Consider the following 17,006-nt stretch of genomic DNA (forward strand, 5'->3'; position numbering starts at 1 on the left):
AAGCCACCTCAAGACCGCATGTAAGTGTTTTCGCAATGCACGTGCTGCCAGGGCCCGTTCAGCCCTGGAAGTGGTTTCGGGTTGTGTCGCTACAGAATCCGGTACAGCAACCGTTCGATCCGCACCCGACTGACCCGCCGCAGAAACTTGCCTACCGCCGCCGGGTAGTCCACCAGGGTCTGCAACTGCGCGTAACCGTCGATGCGCGTGGTGTGCTGGAAAATCTGCGCCAGCTCGGTACGCCGTGGCTCCAGCCACTGGCCTTGCGGGTCATCGATCAGCAAGGCGTTTTCCAGGTCCAGCCGAAACGCCCGCGGGTTGAGGTTGTTGCCGGTCAGCAACGTATAGCGCTGGTCGATCCACATGCCCTTGAGGTGGTAGGTGTTGTCGCCATCACGCCACAGGTGCAGGTTCAACTGGCCGCTGTCGATCATCGGCTGGTGACGCTTGGCGAAGCGGCGCAGGCTGATTTCGTACAGGTACGGCAATGCCGCGATCACCTTGAACGGTTCGCTGGGCGGGATGTAGAAGTCGTTGGCGGTCTTGTCGCCGACAACGATGTCGATCTTCACGCCACGCGCCAGGGCACGGTTGATCTCGCGGGTCACCGGCAACGGCAGGTTGAAATACGGCGTGCAGATCGTCAACTGGTGCTGGGCGCTGGCGATGAGCTCCAGGATCACCCGGCTCAACGGGTTGTTCTTGCCCACCCCCAGCAAGGGGCTGACCGACAGATGACCGTTGGGCAACTGCCCGCGGGTGGTGTCGTAGGCCGCGTGTTTGAGGCGGCTGCGCAAATCGCCGATGTCGTTGCGCAGGCTGCGGGTGGTCGGCGGGTTCGGCAGGTCGAGGCGATGCACCGCTTTGGACGCCACCAGGCCGTGCTCGATCAGGTGTTGCATGGAATCGGCCAGCGGCTGGCTGTGAATCAGGTGATAGCGGTCGAAGCGATACTTGTCGAACTTGTGCAGGTAAACGTTGTTCAGGCTGGCGCCGCTGTATAGCACCGTGTCGTCGATCACAAAGCCCTTGAGGTGCAGCACGCCGAACAGTTCGCGGGTCTGCACCGGCACGCCATACACCGGCACTTCACTGGCATGGGATTGGGTCATCGCCTGGTACCAGGCGCTGTTGCCGGGCTGTTTGCCGGCACCGATCAACCCACGCTGGGCGCGCAGCCAGTCGACTACCACCACGATGTCCAACTCGGGCCTTGCGGCCTTGGCGGCATGCAGGGCGTCGTAGATTTCCTGCCCGGCTTCGTCCTGCTGCAGATACAGCGCGACGATGTAGATGCGGCGCGTCGCCTGGGGAATTTTCTCCAACAGGCAGCGGCGATAGGCATCGGCGCCGGACAGCACCTCGATGGCATCGGTGGACAGTGGGAAACCGCGCAGTTTAGGCAACAGGGAACGTTTGAAGAACGACGGCATAAGGCTCGCAATGGGTCGAATCCGAAGAGGCCCCGAGCTTACACCATGGGGGTGCTCAGGTCTTGCTGCGGCGCATGGAAAAAATTTAATTGACCATGAAGAACGATCGTTCTACTGTCTGCAGCATGAACGATATGACCCATAGTGAAACCCGCGACATTATTCTCGACGTCACTGAAAAGTTGATCTACCGCCATGGCATCGCCGCCACCGGCATGGACTTACTGGTGAAAACCGCCGGCGTGTCGAGAAAAAGTATTTACCGCTATTTCGCCAACAAGGACGAATTGGTGATTGCCGCCCTGCAACGGCGCGACGCGCGTTGGATGCAGTGGCTGCGCACTGAAGTGGCGCGCAGCGAGGGCAGTGGCGAACGCCTGCTGGCGCTGTTCACGGCGCTGAAGGCGTGGTTCGGCTCAGCCGACTTCCGTGGCTGCACCTTCATCAACACCAGTGGCGAAACCGGCGACCCACAAGACCCGGTACGCCTGCTGGCCAAGGCGCATAAACAGAAACTGTTCGAGTACGTACTTGAACTGTGTCAAGCACATGGCACCGCCGACCCACCGCAGCAGGCCGCGCAACTGCTGATCCTGATCGATGGCGCCATTACCGTTGCCCTGGTGATGGGTGATTCAACAGCTGCCGATAAAGCGCAATGCATGGCGCGAACGTTATTGGGACTGTGAACGCACTTGCCTGGCAACTTTCGATAGAACCTTATTGTTTACAGGAGCTGCCTGATGTCATCTAACACCGAAACACGCCCGCCGTTGCCGCCGTTCACCCTCGAGTCGGCGGTCGAGAAAGTTCGCCTGGCCGAAGACGGCTGGAACTCCCGCGACCCGCAACGGGTGTCCCTGGCCTACACACTGGACACACGCTGGCGCAACCGCGCCGAATTTGCTCACGGCCGTGACGAAGCCAAGGGTTTGCTCAGCCGCAAATGGGCCAAGGAGCTGGACTACCGCCTGATCAAGGAGCTGTGGGCATTCACCGATAACCGCATCGCCGTGCGTTATGCCTATGAGTGGCATGACGACTCCGGCAACTGGTTCCGCTCCTACGGCAATGAGAACTGGGAGTTCGACGAAAACGGTCTGATGGCCAATCGGTTTGCCTGTATCAACGACCTGCCGATCAAGGAGAGCGAGCGCAAGTTCCACTGGCCGTTGGGTCGGCGACCGGATGATCATCCAGGGCTGTCGGACCTCGGCTTATAAGCCTGCGCAGGATCAAACGGCGGGAGGGGACGTGCCCCCCCTCCCGCCGTTTTTGACCACGTGGTGTCAGTACCATCAGTCCTGATTCAATCCGACCCGATACAACACGCCGTCATCTTCATCCGTCAGCACATACAAGTAGCCATCCGGCCCTTGCCGCACATCGCGAATTCGCGCTTTCAAGCCGCCCAGCAGGCGCTCTTCATGCACCACCTTGTCCCCTTCGAACTGCAAACGGATCAATTCCTGGCTGGCCAATGCACCAATGAATGCGTTGTGCTGCCAAGGCTTGAAGCGGTCAGCGTCATAAAACGCCATGCCGCTGATGCCCGGTGACTTTTCCCACACATGGTGAGGCGCCACCGTGCCTTCCGCCGTCTTGCCCTTGGCTTCCGGAATCGGTGTCAGGGAATAATTGATGCCGTGGGTTGCCAGCGGCCAGCCATAGTTCTTGCCACGTTCGATGATGTTGATTTCATCCCCGCCACGCGGCCCGTGTTCGTTTTCCCAGATCGTCCCACTCCATGGGTTGAGTGCCAGGCCTTGCGGGTTGCGCTGGCCGTAGGACCAGATCTCAGGCCTCACGCCGGCCTGCCCCACGAACGGGTTGTCATCCGGCACGCGGCCGTCCGGATAAATACGCACCACCTTGCCTTGCAGCTTGTCGAGGTCCTGGGCGGTCGGCCGGTCGTTGTTTTCGCCCAGCGTCACAAACAGATAGCCGTCGCGGTCGAACGCCAGGCGCGAGCCGAAGTGGTTGCCGGTGGACAGCTTGGGCTCCTGGCGCAGGATCACCTTGAAATCCTTCAGCCCGCTCAAGTCGTCGGCCAATCGTCCGCGCCCGACCGCCGTACCGGCGGTGCCGCCCTGCCCGCCACCTTCGGCGTAGGACAGATACACCATGCGGTCCTGCTTGAAGTCCGGCGACAACACCACATCGAGCAGACCGCCCTGCCCTTTGGCCCAAACCTGCGGCACACCGCTCAGCGGTGCAGAGAGCTTGCCGTCCGGGCTGACCAGCCGCAGATGGCCGGGGCGTTCAGTCACCAAGAAGCCTTGCTTGTCCGGCAGAAATGCTACCGCCCAAGGGTGGTCCAGGCCCTTGGCGATCGGCGTGGCGGTGATGCTGCCTTGCTCACTGGGGAACTGCTGGCCATCGGCGGCGTAAGCAGTGGCCAGAGGCAGCAGCGTGCTGGTGCAGAGGACGGCGAGCAGCGTTTTACGTAAAAACATATGGCGAGTCCTTACCGGCGATTGCCGTTGGCATCGTAAGTGGGGGCTTTGGTTTCGGTGGCCGGACGGCTGGGGACGGTATTACGCGTGGGGTAACGATTACCGATACCGCCGTTTTCAAGGGTCGGCGCAGGTGGGGTCGGGCCAGTCCGGGGGCCGCGAATGGCCGGCGCATTGGGCTGGGTGCCCTGCATGCTGTTGGGGTTGGCCCGGTGGATCGCGCCGTTGTTGGCGTCGTTGTTGCCGGGCAGGTTTTGGGCCTGGGCCAGTGAGGTCAGGGCCAGGCCCACCGCCAGCGCGGCCAGATGACGTACACAACTGTTCATGACAAAGCCTCTCAAGGGCGAGTAGTACGTGCTTTCGATAGCACGCTACGCCCAGGGTTCGGCTTTGGTAACTAAATTGTTTCTCATCAGGTGTAACACGATCTGTCTGCGCCAGGCTCAGATCAGCACGAAGATCATCGCCAATGCCGCAAAAATCGCCCACTTTTCCAGGTAATAACGCGTGCGGTTGCGCTTCTTCAGCTGCTTGCCACGCAGACGAATCTTGTACAGCCGCGTAAACGCTCGGTTCAGCCCGCCAGTCTTGTCGCCAGCGTCATTCGGCGAACCTGCGGCCGCCATCACGTTGCGGCTGAACCAGCGGTTGAATGCGCTCGCCCAGCGGTATTTCATTGGCCGTTCGATGTCGCAGAACAGAATGAGTCGGTTCTGCTGGGTGGTGTTTTCGGCGTAGTGGATATATGTCTCGTCAAACATCACCGCTTCGCCGTCACGCCAAAAATACTGTTCGCCATCCACATTGATATAGCAACCGGGATCGTTCGGCGTATCCAGGCCCAAGTGGTAGCGGTAGGACCCGGCGTAGGGGTCGCGGTGCCGCACCAGCCGCGAGCCCGGCGGCAGCTCGGCGAACATCGCCGCCTTGATCGAGCCGATGCCTTTCACCAACTCCGTGGTGCGCGGGCACAGCTTCATGGCCGAGGGATGACTGTCGCCGTACCACTTGAGGTAGAAACGCTTCCAGCCCGACTTGAAGAACGAATTGAAACCCACGTCGTTGTATTGGTCCGAGCGCTTGATCGCCCCGGCGCGCATCAGGTTCTGGCCTTCTTCACGAATTTCCTGCCAGTGCTCCTGCAATGGGCTCAGGTCCGGAAAGTCGCTGGGCGACAGGTACGGCCGGCTCGGCAGTTTGGAAAACAGGTAGAGAAAGCAGTTGATCGGCGCCAGGAACGTAGAGTGGTCGCTCAGTTGGCGACCCAGTTTGTGGCGCACCCGGCCACGCAGGTGTACATACGCGATGCAAGCAACGTAGAGGCCAACAATGATGAGTTTCACGGGAATCCGTCACACGTCAGAAGAAAACAGGCTGCTCCTGCGTGCCCACGACGGCCGAGGTTTAATAAGCAGCAGCTGAAATCACAATTCACAGACCGGCGACGCGCACGGTTGAATGACTCAGCGCGACGTCGCCATTGGCAGATATTTAGCCACAATTTGTAACCAAAGGTTAACTAAGAATTGTGAAAAGCTGTCCACTTAATGTGTAGAGGGTGTGCGTTCCCCCCGCGTCTGGAAGAGATGGCGGATCAAGGCCAGCAACATCCCGAGCATCAGCCCAGCCGACAGGCTCACGACGATGATAAGCGCCTTGCGCGGCTTGATCGGGCTCAGCGGTTCCTGGGCCGGGCGGTCGATTGTCACCAGTTTCAGCCCGTTCATATCAATATTGAGGCCGCGCAGCCGTGCGATTTCGGCCCTCGGCCATTCCACATTCTGGATGAACATGTCGTCATCGCCACGTGCCTTGAGCGCATCAACCTCTCGATTCGCCTCCAGCAGATGCAGCTCCTTGCCGATTTCGGCGACGCGTTCACTGGTGAAGTCGTCGCCGGTGCGCTGCTGCAACGCGGCACGCTCGGCCTCCAGCGCTTGAGTGCCCATCAAGTAGAGCGCTGACGCCTGGTTCGTGACCTGCGTAGGTGATGCTTGGGGTGTGCCCACTGCCGAGGGCGTTTTTATTCCGGCGGACCTGGCAATCGCAATCGCCTCACTCAACTGCGCCAAACGTTGGGTGCGCTGCACTCGCAGCGCCAAGCGCAACGCATCGAGTTCGTCCTGTAACTGGGCGCGCTTGATGCTGTCGTTTTCCAGTAATTGGGCGATTTTTGCCGCTTTTTCCCGCGCGTAATCTTTACGCGCGTTATCGATCTTGCCCTCGAGTTCCGCCAGGCGATTGTTGACGATCACCGTCAAGTCGGCGCCAACCTGATCCCGTTGGCGGGCAATCGCATAGTCGATAAAACCCTTGAGGATCGCCACACCATCGACGCCTTTTGGGTACTGCATCTCCACCCGCAGGGAAGCGTTGCCCGCGTCGCTCCCTTTGGAATCAAACAACATCAGATTGAATGCCTCAGCGCTTTGGGCCTGGCTGTATCCAGAGCGCTCATCGGCTGCAAGCAACGTTGGGTTCGCCCTGAAGAAAGCCAAACGGGTTTCGTAGGAATCCAGCTGTACCGCCACTTTGGCCAAGGCATCCGCCGGTGACAGCTTGTACACATCGGAACGGTTGAGCGCATCCAACTCATTGATGGCTACCGGCCTCAGCACACTGCTGACCTGATACACCTGCGGCGACATAAACGCGTAAATGGCGCCCAGCAGCCCGGCGACAAGTGCACAGCCAGCCACCCATGTTTTCTGCTTCCAGATCGCTTGAAGCAGGTCAAACAGGTCGATTTCGTCAGAAACGGGATGCTGGCGTAACGGATGAGTATTTTTCAACGTTGATATGCCCCGAAAAGTTGTTACTCAGTGCCCAACAACACAGACCTGAATAACGACGGAATAAACAGGGGGCAACGTCAAGGACACACAAGGCGTCCTCTGTTACTGACGAAAGCATAGACGGTTGCGTGGCGGACACTGCCCGAGGGCCAGAAAATAACGCTAATCCATTGGCAAAAAAGGAAAAATCTCGGTCAGCGGAATAAAAGCAGACCATTCCTACAACCTTGTGAACTCAAGTAGACGGAGTAAAGTGAAGCCCCCCCTAACGACTCGCGACCAGTCCAACAACAAAAAGGAATTTGTATGACATTTACTGCAGACCCAGACTTCCAGGCCCTACAAGGCATCTGGGAACAGACCGCGCTGGAAGACAGTGGCGTGCTCAACCCGGTCGATGCCCACAGCGCTCCAGGCGCCGTGACCACCATTACCGATGATCGATTCGAAGTGACTACCGTCGACGGCGAAGTATTGCTGGCGGGGCGGTTTTTCCTGGACAGCGCCGCTGTCCCCAAAAGCATTACCTGGATCGATGCCATCGGCGAAGACGCCGGCAAGCAGTTGCCCGCCAGCTATCGCCTTGAAGCGGATGAGTTTGTGTTTATTGCAGCAGATGAACACATGCCCCGGCCGACGGTATTCAGCACAGGGCCGGGGCAAACCATGCGTACCTTCGTGCGCAGGGCCTGAGCGCCAATGCTCAGCGCTTGCTTGCCGTCAGGGTAAAACACAACGGCAACTGCGCGAGCTGGTGCTCATATTGGTCATAGAGCTCCTCGCGGTTGGAATGCGGGTACTCCTGCAAATGACCAATCTGCAGGCCCGCCCCAATTGCCGCGGTGATCAGACTGCCCAAGGTGTGCACAAACCAATAGGACGTAGGCCCGGCCGTCTCACCCAGCCCTTCATAGACGATGGACTCCTGCAACACGAAAGGATCGCGCTGGAAATACGAGCTGGCGGGCAACTGCGGATTGTCTGCGCGTGGGTCAAACACTTCCAGGAACGGATGGGTTTCATACATCACCAGCGTGCCGCCGGGCTTCAGGGTGCTGGCGACATGACGCATGAACAGCGCCACATCCGGCATCCAGCCCAGTACCCCAATGGTCACCAAGGCCACGTCGAACCGTTCGTGCAGACGCTCGGGCAATTGATAGACATCGGCCTCGATAAACTCGGGGTTATGGGGCGAGACCTGTGCCAGCTCCCCTGCCTGCTGCAAAAAGGCCCGGGATTGATCCACACCCACCACCGAACGCGCGCCCAGGCTGAACAACGACAGGCATTCGCGGCCGTTGTTACAGCACAACTGCACCACGTCTTTACCGTCTACACCGACGTCTCGCAGCAAGGCGGTGATGGTCGGGTCCAGCCGCGAGAAATTCGGGTCGGCGACCGCGCCCAGCAAGCTCTTCCAATTATCGGTGTCTTTGTGCAACTGCGCGGATTGGTCCCAGGCGTGCTTGTTGCTGGTGATGGCCTGTTGGGCCGAGGGCATGTCCATTGCTTCTCCAGGGAGTTGTATTCGCGGGGACAGAAAGTAAGCCAAGCGCGTCGGGAATAAAACCCTGATGACGCCGCGAAACTAATCCCAAAGCCGGCAGGTCATTAACGCAATGCGTGTTCAGCCGTTGAACGCCGCCCCCGAAGAACCCGCCGTGGCCCGACACTCAGACCTGCGCAACACCCTGTCCCTCGACAGCCTCAACTTCTTCCTCGCGGACGTGCGTGACGGCCTTGGCCCCTACCTGGCGATTTACCTGCTGGCGGTACACAAATGGGACCCCGCCAGTATTGGTGTCGTCATGACCCTGGCCGGCATCGCTGCACTGCTTACCCAAGGCCCGGCCGGAGCACTGATCGACCGCACCCACAGCAAGCGGGCCGTGATCGCCATCGCCGCCATCCTGGTCACCCTCAGTTGCCTGCTGCTGCCTTTCGTCAGCTCGTTCAGCCTGGTGGCCTTGACCCAAGCGGCCAGTGCCGTCGCCGCCTCGGTGTTCGCCCCGGCCATTTCTGCGATTTCCCTGGGCATCACCGGACCACGCGCCTTCACCCGCCGCACCGGCCGCAACGAAACCTTCAACCACGCCGGCAACGCCACCGCCGCACTGCTGGCCGGTGGCCTGGCGTACTTGTACGGCCCGGTGGTGGTGTTTTACCTGATGGCCTTCATGGCCCTGGCCAGCGTGGTGGCGATCAGTTGCGTGTCGGCCAGCGCCATCGACCATGACGTCGCCCGCGGTTTCGACCCTACCCACAGCCGCGACCACACCCAACCGTCCGGCCTGCGCGTGCTGCTGGCAAACCGCCCGCTGCTGGTGTTCGCCATCTGCTGCGCACTGTTCCACTTGGCCAACGCTGCGATGCTGCCGCTGGTCAGCCAAAAGCTCGCGCAAATCAACCTGCACCTGGCCACACCGCTGACCTCCGCCTGCATCGTCGCCGCACAATTGGTGATGGTGCCAGTGGCCTGGCTAGTGGGCATAAAGGCCGATGTGTGGGGGCGCAAACCGTTGTTGCTGGCCGGCTTCATGATCCTGCCGGTACGCGGTGTGCTTTACACCTTGTCCAATGATCCCTACTGGCTGGTGGCGGTCCAGCTGCTTGATGGCGTCGGTGCAGGCATTTTCGGCGCACTGTTTCCGGTCATCGTCAAAGACCTGACTCAAGGCACCGGCCGCTTCAACGTCAGCCTGGGCGCCCTGTCCACCGCATTTGGCCTGGGCGCGGCACTGAGCAGCAGCCTGGCCGGTTTTGTCGTGCAACAGGCTGGGTACAATGCGGCGTTCCTGACGTTGGCGGGTGTGGCGACGGTGGCGCTGGGGCTGTTGGGCATGGCGATGCCGGAGACGTTGGTGAGGGGGGCTTCGGTGCGGCGTGTCACTGTTGCCTGAAGCCAAAAATCCCACCAGGATCGTCGACGTTGTCCTGTAGGCTACCTACACGTTCGGCTACTGCCATCGGCACTGGATAATCCAATGAACTCATGGCGAAACCAGCGCTTTGTGCTGTACGTTTTCGTAGGTGTGGTTGAGTTGCTACTGCCGAATCATTTCTTTGGGGAGCATGGGTAAATGGCAGATCTGATGGAAAAGCTCGACGGCCCCAGGACCGCCCAACAGGAACTCTTCTACGACCTTGAAGATGCGGCGGCGGTCATCGCCTGGTCGGTGAACGCGCTGACCGCCAGCGCGGGGATCGACAGATCCCCCGATCAAGCAATCGCCTTGATGAAGCTGTGTGCCCTGCTCACGGCTCAGCAGGCAAAGCTCGCCGGGTATGCGGATGAGGTGAAGGCGGGACAAATAATCCGGAGCCATTCCGTTTAGGCACATGGTCTTACCCTGAAATTGCTGCCCGGCTATTGCGACGCCGGGCAGTTGGGCGATGAACACGCGGCTTGGCGGGCGATTGCATCCCTCAGAACGATTGCAGCGAGATGCAATTGGGCGTAACCCTCTTATTTGGCGATGTAAACGCCGCACAATTCCTTCTGAAGCACCTGAAAAGGTGGAGCGCTGAGTTTTTTTACCATCTCGGCAACTTCGGGTTTATATGCAGGTTCTGCTTGTATTCTTCTGACTTCTGCTTTCGTTTCAACCTCCCAAGTGTCGTTGGCGAAAGCGTTTTCGAGGCTCACATTCATCCCAGGGTTGGCGTTTTGGCAAACCTGCTCCATCGCAATAGTGGTTATAGCGGTTCGATGCAGTTCTAAACTCTCGCTTGCAAAAGCACTCGCCGCGAAGCAAATGCCTGCCCAAGATAGTGACAGCCTACAAATCCCTACAACCGACATTCACAGCTCCTTTTGGATAAACGCTGAGGCCCGCAAACAGCGGGTAGAACAGTAAAAAATATGCACCGTGCTACTTAACCCTTGCACAGCGTCTGTGGCGACTCCGAACCTGCAAGCCTTTTCGGCAATGCAAACGGTAAGTTAGGGACAGAGGCAAGCTCGACTACGCCAAACATACACACAAGCACCACATTTCCATCCGCGTTTGGCGCGCGGCCGAATCCGACCAACGCCTCATAGTCTTTTCCGGGCTCCAGATTGAATACTTTCGCCTGGCCTGGGCACACAGCATAAGTGCTGCCGTAGCTGCCGGCCGACGCCCCCAATGTCGCGATCTGAAAGGGTGTATCTGTTTTAACGCGATACTCAGCCACCATCTCGGTGTACAAGCCCTCGGCCATCCGAACAGCCCCGATATACTGCTGAAGCTTGGGTGAAACCCTTCCCGGCATACCAAGAATGGCCGGTTTAAGTGGGTACTGAGGGTAGTTAATGCTCGGCTGTCCGTCCTCGGAGAAACGGCCAGCTTCAGCCATTTTGTGGCGAGTACCCGGGGCGCAACTACCAGTCACGCTATCGCCAAACACACTGGAATTGGTGATCACACGGACTCGGGCCGTATTCTCAGCCTGAGTTGGATCGACATAGGGAACAGAGGGAATCCCGCCACAACCCGCAAGGGCGATAGACGAAGAAAACAGGAGCAACCAGGTATTACGCATCTACTACATCCTTGAATCTGGTTTTTTTGGAAGATCGTCCCAATCTCTTCTCGAGTAGGCATCGTCCAGTCAGAAGGGGTTCTTTCATGGACTGATTTATCGCGACTGTATCCACCGTAGGTGAACATCAAATGCGGTTGCGGCTAACGCCCTCACTTTAGTTCAAGGCGGCCTGAGTTTTTCATGCCCTACACCGCCCACAGCGGGCTGGTTTGCGTCTGGATTTAGAAGCTCACCAGGCGCCAAAGGAGCAGCCAATCAGCAGCGCGACCAACCAAGACGCGGTTGTACATAGTGAAATGTGACGATACCATAATGCCACGATCCTCACGGTGGTAGGGGATGGAAAAATGGAGTATAGGGACGTCACATGTATGCAGTAGGGCTTATAATTTCCTTCAAAATCGCTCTGTTAATATCGATTTTTTTAGTATTTTCGGGACTAAGAGCTGAGGCAGAGTACTTTAAAAAGCTCGGCGTGAGTGCCCCGAAGATCAAGCGATTTTACAGAGAAAATTTAGTTTCTTCGTCTATAACAGTGATCCAGGTTTCTCTGGTTGTTGGGGTTGTATTTTCGTTTATTTCCCTGACTGCGATCTGGACAGTTTCCTGATAATTATTGGGAAATGCCTTGGGCCTAGGAAAGGCAAGCCTTTAACGCAATCAAGGCGTTTCCCCACTCCTCGGTGATAGCACCTACGTCCATCTTTGCTATCAAAATTCTACGAGAACCAACTCACGCTTGAGGTATCGATCTTTTAGCGCCTGCGTGGATTTATTCAAGGTGCACAGAAGCAAGGCTAGAAAAGCCGTTTCATGAATTCCTGAGTCGTTACATCCAGCCCATTACCTTCACCGAATGCAACGTTAACCCCGTCATTTGCCCTTAACAGCATCTCACTGTGCATACCCAGAGCAGCCGCTTGATGGTAATACTCGCGCTGCTCTTGCACGTACTTATCCTTGTAGACTTGCAGGCGTTCAGCTACCAGGCCCTTGTGCTTCGGATCTGTCTCTTGGGCTAGAGCGCGCTGCTCTTCTAGCAGTCGCCGCTCAGTCATACCGACCCGCAAATTGGCCATACGAAAGCGCGTGTACGTGCGTATTACGTTCAAGGCACGGGATGTGAACTCTATTGCCGCATCTCTTTTCGCCTCGGCGCCCGACCAATCGGCAGATTGCATTTCAAGCAGATCCGCCGCCAGTTCCTTCTCAGCCTCCTCACCGCGCGCCAAATAGCTCGACAGGTCAACTCTCGGCTCCTGTTCAAAAGCAAGCAGGTGCCTGGACACCAGGGACGACGTTTTGGCGACGTTGCCCCTGTCACGTTGCTCGCACCATCCATAATCAGCTGTCCCAAACCCGAGAATGACCAATAAAAGCGGGACGATCGTTTTTCTCATGGATCCCTCCAAATCATCTTTAAAGGCTATCACGGCGCGTACCCAAAGAAGGAATTGAACCTCCTCGCGTGGTGACAATACGGAAGACGAAGAGCAAATGACGGCCCACGTCTCCATCCACCAAAGAACGCGCCATACAACTGTCGCCTGACATATGCGACAATGCGCGCCAAATTCCAACACACATCCAAATTTTCTGTTCAGCGACCGGGTTTCGCGCCTTGATGTCGCTGTTGACGCATGCCTGAAGGCTCCTGCCGCCACGCTCGCAACCCATTGATAGGTAAAGTAATTGATCTCCACAGCTAACATCACCATGCAGTTCGGCGCCAAGCCGCTCTTCGAGAATGTCTCGGTCAAGTTCGGCGCTGGCAACCGTTATGGTTTGATCGGTGCCAACGGTTGCGGCAAGTCGACCTTCATGAAAATCCTCGGTGGTGACCTGGATCCGTCCGGCGGTCAGGTCATGCTGGAGCCGAATGTGCGCCTGGGTAAGTTGCGCCAGGACCAGTTCGCCTACGAAGAATTCACTGTGCTCGACACCGTGATCATGGGCCACGAAGAGCTGTGGAAGGTCAAGGCCGAGCGTGATCGTATCTACTCGCTGCCGGAAATGAGCGAAGAAGACGGCATGGCCGTGGCCGAGCTGGAAACCGAGTTCGCCGAGATGGACGGCTACACCGCCGAATCCCGTGCCGGCGAGTTGCTGCTGGGCCTGGGTATTCCGCTGGAACAGCACTTCGGCCCGATGAGCGAAGTGTCGCCAGGCTGGAAACTGCGCGTGTTGCTGGCCCAGGCGCTGTTCTCCGATCCTGAAGTGCTGTTGCTCGACGAACCGACCAACCACTTGGACATCAACACCATCCGCTGGCTGGAGAACATCCTGACCCAGCGTTCGAGCCTGATGATCATCATCTCTCACGACCGTCACTTCCTGAACAGCGTGTGCACCCACATGGCTGACCTGGACTACGGCGAGCTGCGCCTGTTCCCGGGCAACTACGACGAGTACATGACCGTGGCGACCCAGTCCCGCGAGCAACTGCTGTCGGACAACGCCAAGAAGAAGGCGCAGATCTCCGAACTGCAATCCTTCGTCAGCCGCTTCTCGGCCAACGCCTCCAAAGCCAAGCAGGCCACTTCCCGCGCCAAGGCGATCGACAAGATCCAGCTGGCCGAGGTCAAGCCTTCGAGCCGGGTGAGCCCCTTCATCCGTTTCGAGCAGAACAAGAAGCTGCACCGCCAGGCAGTCATGGTCGAAAAAATGGCCAAAGGCTTCGACGGCAAGCCGCTGTTCAAGGACTTCAGCTTCCAGGTCGAAGCCGGCGAGCGCGTGGCGATCATCGGCCCGAACGGTATCGGCAAGACCACCCTGCTGCGCACCCTGGTCAACGAACTGACCCCGGATGCCGGTAGCATCAAGTGGACCGACGCGGCGGAACTGGGCTACTACGCCCAGGACCACGCGCATGACTTCGAAGACGACGTCACCCTGTTCGACTGGATGGGCCAGTGGACGCAGGGCGAGCAGATGATCCGTGGCACCCTCGGTCGCATGCTGTTCTCCAACGACGAGATCCAGAAGTCGGTGAAGGTGATTTCCGGTGGTGAGCAAGGCCGCATGCTGTTCGGCAAGCTGATCCTGCAAAAGCCGAACGTGCTGATCATGGACGAACCGACCAACCACTTGGACATGGAATCCATCGAAGCATTGAACCTGGCGCTGGAAAACTACCCGGGCACGCTGATCTTCGTCAGCCACGACCGTGAGTTCGTATCGTCCCTGGCTACCCGCATCATCGAGTTGAGCGCCACCGGCGTGATCGACTTCAGCGGCACCTACGACGACTACCTGCGCAGTCAAGGCGTGGTGTTCTAAACACCCGCTTGTACCCCGCGCCGGGCTGCGCAGCAGCCCTGCATCCAAACACCGCGTTCTGCCAGACAGACCGCGGTGTTTTTTTTGGGCGGCGCTGTGCAGCCCGGCGCGGGCGAGCCCGCTCACTACAATAGATAGCCTGCTTTCTTTTGTGCCAAAGCCTTGCCATGATGCCCTCACCGCCTCCCGCGAATGAGTGCTCATGTCTGCCGCCGCCCCCAGCTCCCTGTCGATTACCCTGCAGATTGTCTCCATCGTCTTTTATACCTTCATTGCCTTCATCTGCATCGGCCTGCCGATTGCGGTGATTCCGGGCTATGTGCATGAGCAACTGGGGTTCAGCGCGGTAGTGGCCGGGATCACCATCGGTTCGCAATACCTGGCGACCCTGCTCAGTCGGCCGATGGCTGGGCGCATGTCGGACAACGTCGGCACCAAGCGTGCGATTGTGCTGGGGTTGGCGGGGATTCTGCTCAGCGGCGTGCTGACGTTGCTGGCGACACTGCTCGAAAGCCTGCCCGAGTTGAGCCTGGGCATCCTGATCGCCGGGCGTTTGTTGCTCGGTGTGGCCCAGGGCCTGATCGGCGTGGGCACTATCAGTTGGTGCATGGGCCAGGTCGGCGCCGAGCACACGGCACGCTCGATCTCCTGGAACGGGATCGCGTCCTACGGCGCCATCGCCATCGGTGCACCACTGGGCGTAGTGATGGTCGCCGAATACGGCTACACCAGCCTCGGCATTGCACTGTCGGTGCTGGCGGCGCTGGGTTTGCTGCTGATCCGCAATAAGCCCTCGGTGCCGGTGGTGCGCGGCGAGCGGCTGCCGTTTTGGGCGGTGTTCGGGCGTATCGCACCGTTTGGTGCCAGCCTGTGCCTGGCGTCGATCGGCTATGGCACCCTGACGACCTTTATTACCCTGTACTACCTCAATCGCGGCTGGGCCGGTGCGGCGTACTGCCTGACGGTGTTCGGCGTGTGTTTTATCCTGGCGCGGATGGTGTTTATCTCCGCCATCAGCCGTTTTGGCGGCTTCCGCGCGGCGATTGCCTGCATGACCATCGAAACCCTCGGCCTGACGCTGCTGTGGCTGGCGCCGTCCACCGGCGTGGCGTTGATTGGCGCCGGGCTGACCGGTTTCGGCTTGTCGCTGGTGTACCCGGCGCTTGGCGTAGAAGCCATCAAGCAAGTACCCAACAGCAGCCGGGGCGCGGGGCTGAGTGCGTTCGCGGTGTTCTTTGACCTGGCCCTGGCGATTGCCGGACCGTTGATGGGCTTTGTTGCGTTGAACCTGGGTTACGGCTGGATCTTCTTCTGCGCGGCGTTGCTGTCGGTCAGCGCACTGGGCCTGACCCTGCTGCTCAAACGTCGCGCTTACTGATCAGCGGTCTGCAACCCGGCGCGGGTCGATTGCCCCAGGGTATGGGTGAAGAAACGCCCCGCCTCGGAAATCAGGTTGCGATGGATGCCTTCACGGTCGACGCCATCGGCATCGGTGCAGATCGCCGGCATCGCCAATAGTTGATCGCTGTCGCACGGGGCCATGAAGACGAAGTGCCCCGCCCCCGCCAACAGCTTGAAGTTCGGCGGTTGCGGCAACTTGCGTGCGAGGGCGGCGGCGTTCTTGTCCACGGCCACCAACTTATCGCCGTCACCACTGTAGAGCAGCACCGGCACATGCACGTCGGCCAGGGTCTGGCGACCAAACATCAGGCTCAGCGGCGCCATCAGCATCAGCGCGTGGATACGCGGGTCGGCTTGCGGTTGCAGGTCGTCGCGGTCGACCACCAGCTCACCCTTGGTAGTGCAGGCGTCGCGGTCTTCCGGACGCTCCTGGCAATAACGGCGCAAGCGGTCGAAATCCGGCTTGGCCCCTGCCAGGATCAGCGCAGTCTCGCCACCGGCCGAATAGCCGATGACCCCGACTTGATCAATATTGACGAACGGCGACAGCATCGGGTCGCCGAGGGTGGCGGTGATCGCTTCGGAAATCTGGATCGGCCGCCCATACAGGTTGCTCAGGGTGCCCAGGCGACTGTGATCCTTGTAGTTGTCGCCAGGGTGCAACACCGCCACCACCACAAAGCCCTTGCGTGCCAGGGAGGTGGCCAGGTCATGCAGGGCCAGCGGCGTACCGGTATTGCCGTGGGACAGCATCAGCATCGGGAAGCGGCCGATGGCGACCTTGGCGTCCTCACCCGCCGTGACTTGGTAGGCGCCCAGGTGCGTGGTGTGCTCGACGTCGGTGGACGGGTAAAAGGCGATGGCTTTCATCGGCTGCAAATCCAGCGGATCGAGAAAGGTCATGCGATGGAAGCCCACGCTCCAATGCGGGTGCGGCGCAGGCGCGGCATGCACTGAAACCAGGCCGCCGAGCAGGGAAAGAACCAAAACAGCACAAAGACGCATCATGGGGATGTCCACCTTTGTTGCGTAAGAACCGACATGTCGAATTAAAAGTCCAGGGCACTGAACCCGAGCTTGCATAACCTGGGCCATATTAAAAAGACAGCGGG

The 17,006-nt window shown here is 59.0% G+C and carries 17 protein-coding genes; 7 read left to right on the forward strand and 10 right to left on the reverse strand.

Going from position 1 to position 17,006, the window contains the following annotated elements; genetic code table 11:
- Positions 1 to 89: 89 nt before the first annotated feature.
- Entirely contained in the window at positions 90 to 1,433 is a 1,344-nt protein-coding gene (gene pssA, locus IB241_RS26690) for a CDP-diacylglycerol--serine O-phosphatidyltransferase (RefSeq protein ID WP_192301174.1), read from the reverse strand.
- 125 nt (positions 1,434 to 1,558) lie between these two features.
- Between pssA and IB241_RS26695 the strand changes: the two genes are divergently transcribed.
- Both IB241_RS26695 and IB241_RS26700 read left to right on the forward strand, forming a co-directional pair.
- Positions 1,559 to 2,122, forward strand: coding sequence for a TetR/AcrR family transcriptional regulator (locus tag IB241_RS26695; protein ID WP_192301175.1), 564 nt, complete (start codon positions 1,559 to 1,561; stop codon positions 2,120 to 2,122).
- Positions 2,123 to 2,176: 54 nt separating this feature from the next.
- Positions 2,177 to 2,656, forward strand: a complete 480-nt coding sequence (locus IB241_RS26700) for a DUF1348 family protein (RefSeq protein ID WP_192301176.1) — start codon at positions 2,177 to 2,179, stop codon at positions 2,654 to 2,656.
- Between the two features lie 75 nt (positions 2,657 to 2,731).
- Here the strand turns inward: IB241_RS26700 and IB241_RS26705 are convergent, their stop codons facing one another.
- From IB241_RS26705 to IB241_RS26720, 4 genes are all read right to left on the reverse strand, one after another.
- On the reverse strand, positions 2,732 to 3,889 hold the full coding sequence (locus IB241_RS26705; protein ID WP_192301177.1) for a PQQ-dependent sugar dehydrogenase: 1,158 nt from the start codon (positions 3,887 to 3,889) through the stop codon (positions 2,732 to 2,734).
- An 11-nt stretch (positions 3,890 to 3,900) separates the two neighbouring features.
- Entirely contained in the window at positions 3,901 to 4,215 is a 315-nt protein-coding gene (locus IB241_RS26710) for a hypothetical protein (RefSeq protein ID WP_192301178.1), read from the reverse strand.
- A 117-nt stretch (positions 4,216 to 4,332) separates the two neighbouring features.
- Positions 4,333 to 5,232, reverse strand: a complete 900-nt coding sequence (gene lpxO, locus IB241_RS26715; RefSeq protein ID WP_192301179.1) for a lipid A hydroxylase LpxO — start codon at positions 5,230 to 5,232, stop codon at positions 4,333 to 4,335.
- Between the two features lie 201 nt (positions 5,233 to 5,433).
- The gene (locus IB241_RS26720; protein WP_192301180.1) at positions 5,434 to 6,681 is read right to left on the reverse strand and encodes a Wzz/FepE/Etk N-terminal domain-containing protein; all 1,248 of its coding nucleotides are present in this window, start codon (positions 6,679 to 6,681) and stop codon (positions 5,434 to 5,436) included.
- Positions 6,682 to 6,990: 309 nt separating this feature from the next.
- Between IB241_RS26720 and IB241_RS26725 the strand changes: the two genes are divergently transcribed.
- Positions 6,991 to 7,377, forward strand: coding sequence for a TIGR03067 domain-containing protein (locus IB241_RS26725; protein ID WP_192301181.1), 387 nt, complete (start codon positions 6,991 to 6,993; stop codon positions 7,375 to 7,377).
- A gap of 10 nt (positions 7,378 to 7,387) precedes the next feature.
- On the opposite strand, the gene IB241_RS26730 is transcribed toward IB241_RS26725, so the two are convergent.
- Positions 7,388 to 8,194, reverse strand: coding sequence for a class I SAM-dependent methyltransferase (locus IB241_RS26730; RefSeq protein ID WP_192301182.1), 807 nt, complete (start codon positions 8,192 to 8,194; stop codon positions 7,388 to 7,390).
- A gap of 154 nt (positions 8,195 to 8,348) precedes the next feature.
- On the opposite strand from IB241_RS26730, the gene IB241_RS26735 reads away from it, so the two are divergent.
- Positions 8,349 to 9,587 carry an MFS transporter gene (locus tag IB241_RS26735; protein ID WP_192301205.1) on the forward strand — a complete coding sequence of 413 codons (1,239 nt, stop codon included), beginning with the start codon at positions 8,349 to 8,351 and terminating at the stop codon, positions 9,585 to 9,587.
- A gap of 180 nt (positions 9,588 to 9,767) precedes the next feature.
- Positions 9,768 to 10,022, forward strand: a complete 255-nt coding sequence (locus IB241_RS26740; protein ID WP_192301183.1) for a hypothetical protein — start codon at positions 9,768 to 9,770, stop codon at positions 10,020 to 10,022.
- A gap of 131 nt (positions 10,023 to 10,153) precedes the next feature.
- Here IB241_RS26740 and IB241_RS26745 read toward each other — a convergent pair whose 3' ends face one another.
- From IB241_RS26745 to IB241_RS26755, 3 genes are all read right to left on the reverse strand, one after another.
- Complete coding sequence (locus tag IB241_RS26745) at positions 10,154 to 10,489, reverse strand: hypothetical protein (RefSeq protein WP_192301184.1); 336 nt, start codon at positions 10,487 to 10,489, stop codon at positions 10,154 to 10,156.
- A gap of 74 nt (positions 10,490 to 10,563) precedes the next feature.
- Positions 10,564 to 11,211 carry a hypothetical protein gene (locus tag IB241_RS26750; RefSeq protein WP_192301185.1) on the reverse strand — a complete coding sequence of 216 codons (648 nt, stop codon included), beginning with the start codon at positions 11,209 to 11,211 and terminating at the stop codon, positions 10,564 to 10,566.
- An 800-nt stretch (positions 11,212 to 12,011) separates the two neighbouring features.
- Complete coding sequence (locus tag IB241_RS26755) at positions 12,012 to 12,614, reverse strand: hypothetical protein (protein WP_192301186.1); 603 nt, start codon at positions 12,612 to 12,614, stop codon at positions 12,012 to 12,014.
- A gap of 292 nt (positions 12,615 to 12,906) precedes the next feature.
- On the opposite strand from IB241_RS26755, the gene IB241_RS26760 reads away from it, so the two are divergent.
- Positions 12,907 to 14,493 (forward strand): ABC-F family ATPase, encoded by a 1,587-nt coding sequence (locus tag IB241_RS26760; protein ID WP_028616043.1) that lies wholly within the window; start codon positions 12,907 to 12,909, stop codon positions 14,491 to 14,493.
- Positions 14,494 to 14,695: 202 nt separating this feature from the next.
- Positions 14,696 to 15,871 (forward strand): MFS transporter, encoded by a 1,176-nt coding sequence (locus IB241_RS26765; RefSeq protein ID WP_192301187.1) that lies wholly within the window; start codon positions 14,696 to 14,698, stop codon positions 15,869 to 15,871.
- Here IB241_RS26765 and IB241_RS26770 read toward each other — a convergent pair.
- Complete coding sequence (locus IB241_RS26770) at positions 15,865 to 16,902, reverse strand: alpha/beta hydrolase family protein (protein WP_192301188.1); 1,038 nt, start codon at positions 16,900 to 16,902, stop codon at positions 15,865 to 15,867. The genes IB241_RS26765 and IB241_RS26770 overlap by 7 nt on opposite strands.
- Positions 16,903 to 17,006 lie beyond the last annotated feature (104 nt).

The sequence above is a fragment of the Pseudomonas sp. PDM05 genome (assembly GCF_014851685.1).
Classification (GTDB): domain Bacteria; phylum Pseudomonadota; class Gammaproteobacteria; order Pseudomonadales; family Pseudomonadaceae; genus Aquipseudomonas.

Bases quoted from the DNA above. Each gene is read 5' to 3' on its own strand.
- pssA (WP_192301174.1), bottom strand. From the start codon at position 1,433: ATGCCGTCGTTCTTCAAACGTTCCCTGTTGCCTAAACTGCGCGGTTTC.
- IB241_RS26695 (WP_192301175.1), top strand. From the start codon at position 1,559: ATGAACGATATGACCCATAGTGAAACCCGCGACATTATTCTCGACGTC.
- IB241_RS26700 (WP_192301176.1), top strand. From the start codon at position 2,177: ATGTCATCTAACACCGAAACACGCCCGCCGTTGCCGCCGTTCACCCTC.
- IB241_RS26705 (WP_192301177.1), bottom strand. From the start codon at position 3,889: ATGTTTTTACGTAAAACGCTGCTCGCCGTCCTCTGCACCAGCACGCTG.
- IB241_RS26710 (WP_192301178.1), bottom strand. From the start codon at position 4,215: ATGAACAGTTGTGTACGTCATCTGGCCGCGCTGGCGGTGGGCCTGGCC.
- IB241_RS26725 (WP_192301181.1), top strand. From the start codon at position 6,991: ATGACATTTACTGCAGACCCAGACTTCCAGGCCCTACAAGGCATCTGG.
- IB241_RS26730 (WP_192301182.1), bottom strand. From the start codon at position 8,194: ATGGACATGCCCTCGGCCCAACAGGCCATCACCAGCAACAAGCACGCC.
- IB241_RS26740 (WP_192301183.1), top strand. From the start codon at position 9,768: ATGGCAGATCTGATGGAAAAGCTCGACGGCCCCAGGACCGCCCAACAG.
- IB241_RS26745 (WP_192301184.1), bottom strand. From the start codon at position 10,489: ATGTCGGTTGTAGGGATTTGTAGGCTGTCACTATCTTGGGCAGGCATT.
- IB241_RS26750 (WP_192301185.1), bottom strand. From the start codon at position 11,211: ATGCGTAATACCTGGTTGCTCCTGTTTTCTTCGTCTATCGCCCTTGCG.
- IB241_RS26755 (WP_192301186.1), bottom strand. From the start codon at position 12,614: ATGAGAAAAACGATCGTCCCGCTTTTATTGGTCATTCTCGGGTTTGGG.
- IB241_RS26765 (WP_192301187.1), top strand. From the start codon at position 14,696: ATGTCTGCCGCCGCCCCCAGCTCCCTGTCGATTACCCTGCAGATTGTC.
- IB241_RS26770 (WP_192301188.1), bottom strand. From the start codon at position 16,902: ATGATGCGTCTTTGTGCTGTTTTGGTTCTTTCCCTGCTCGGCGGCCTG.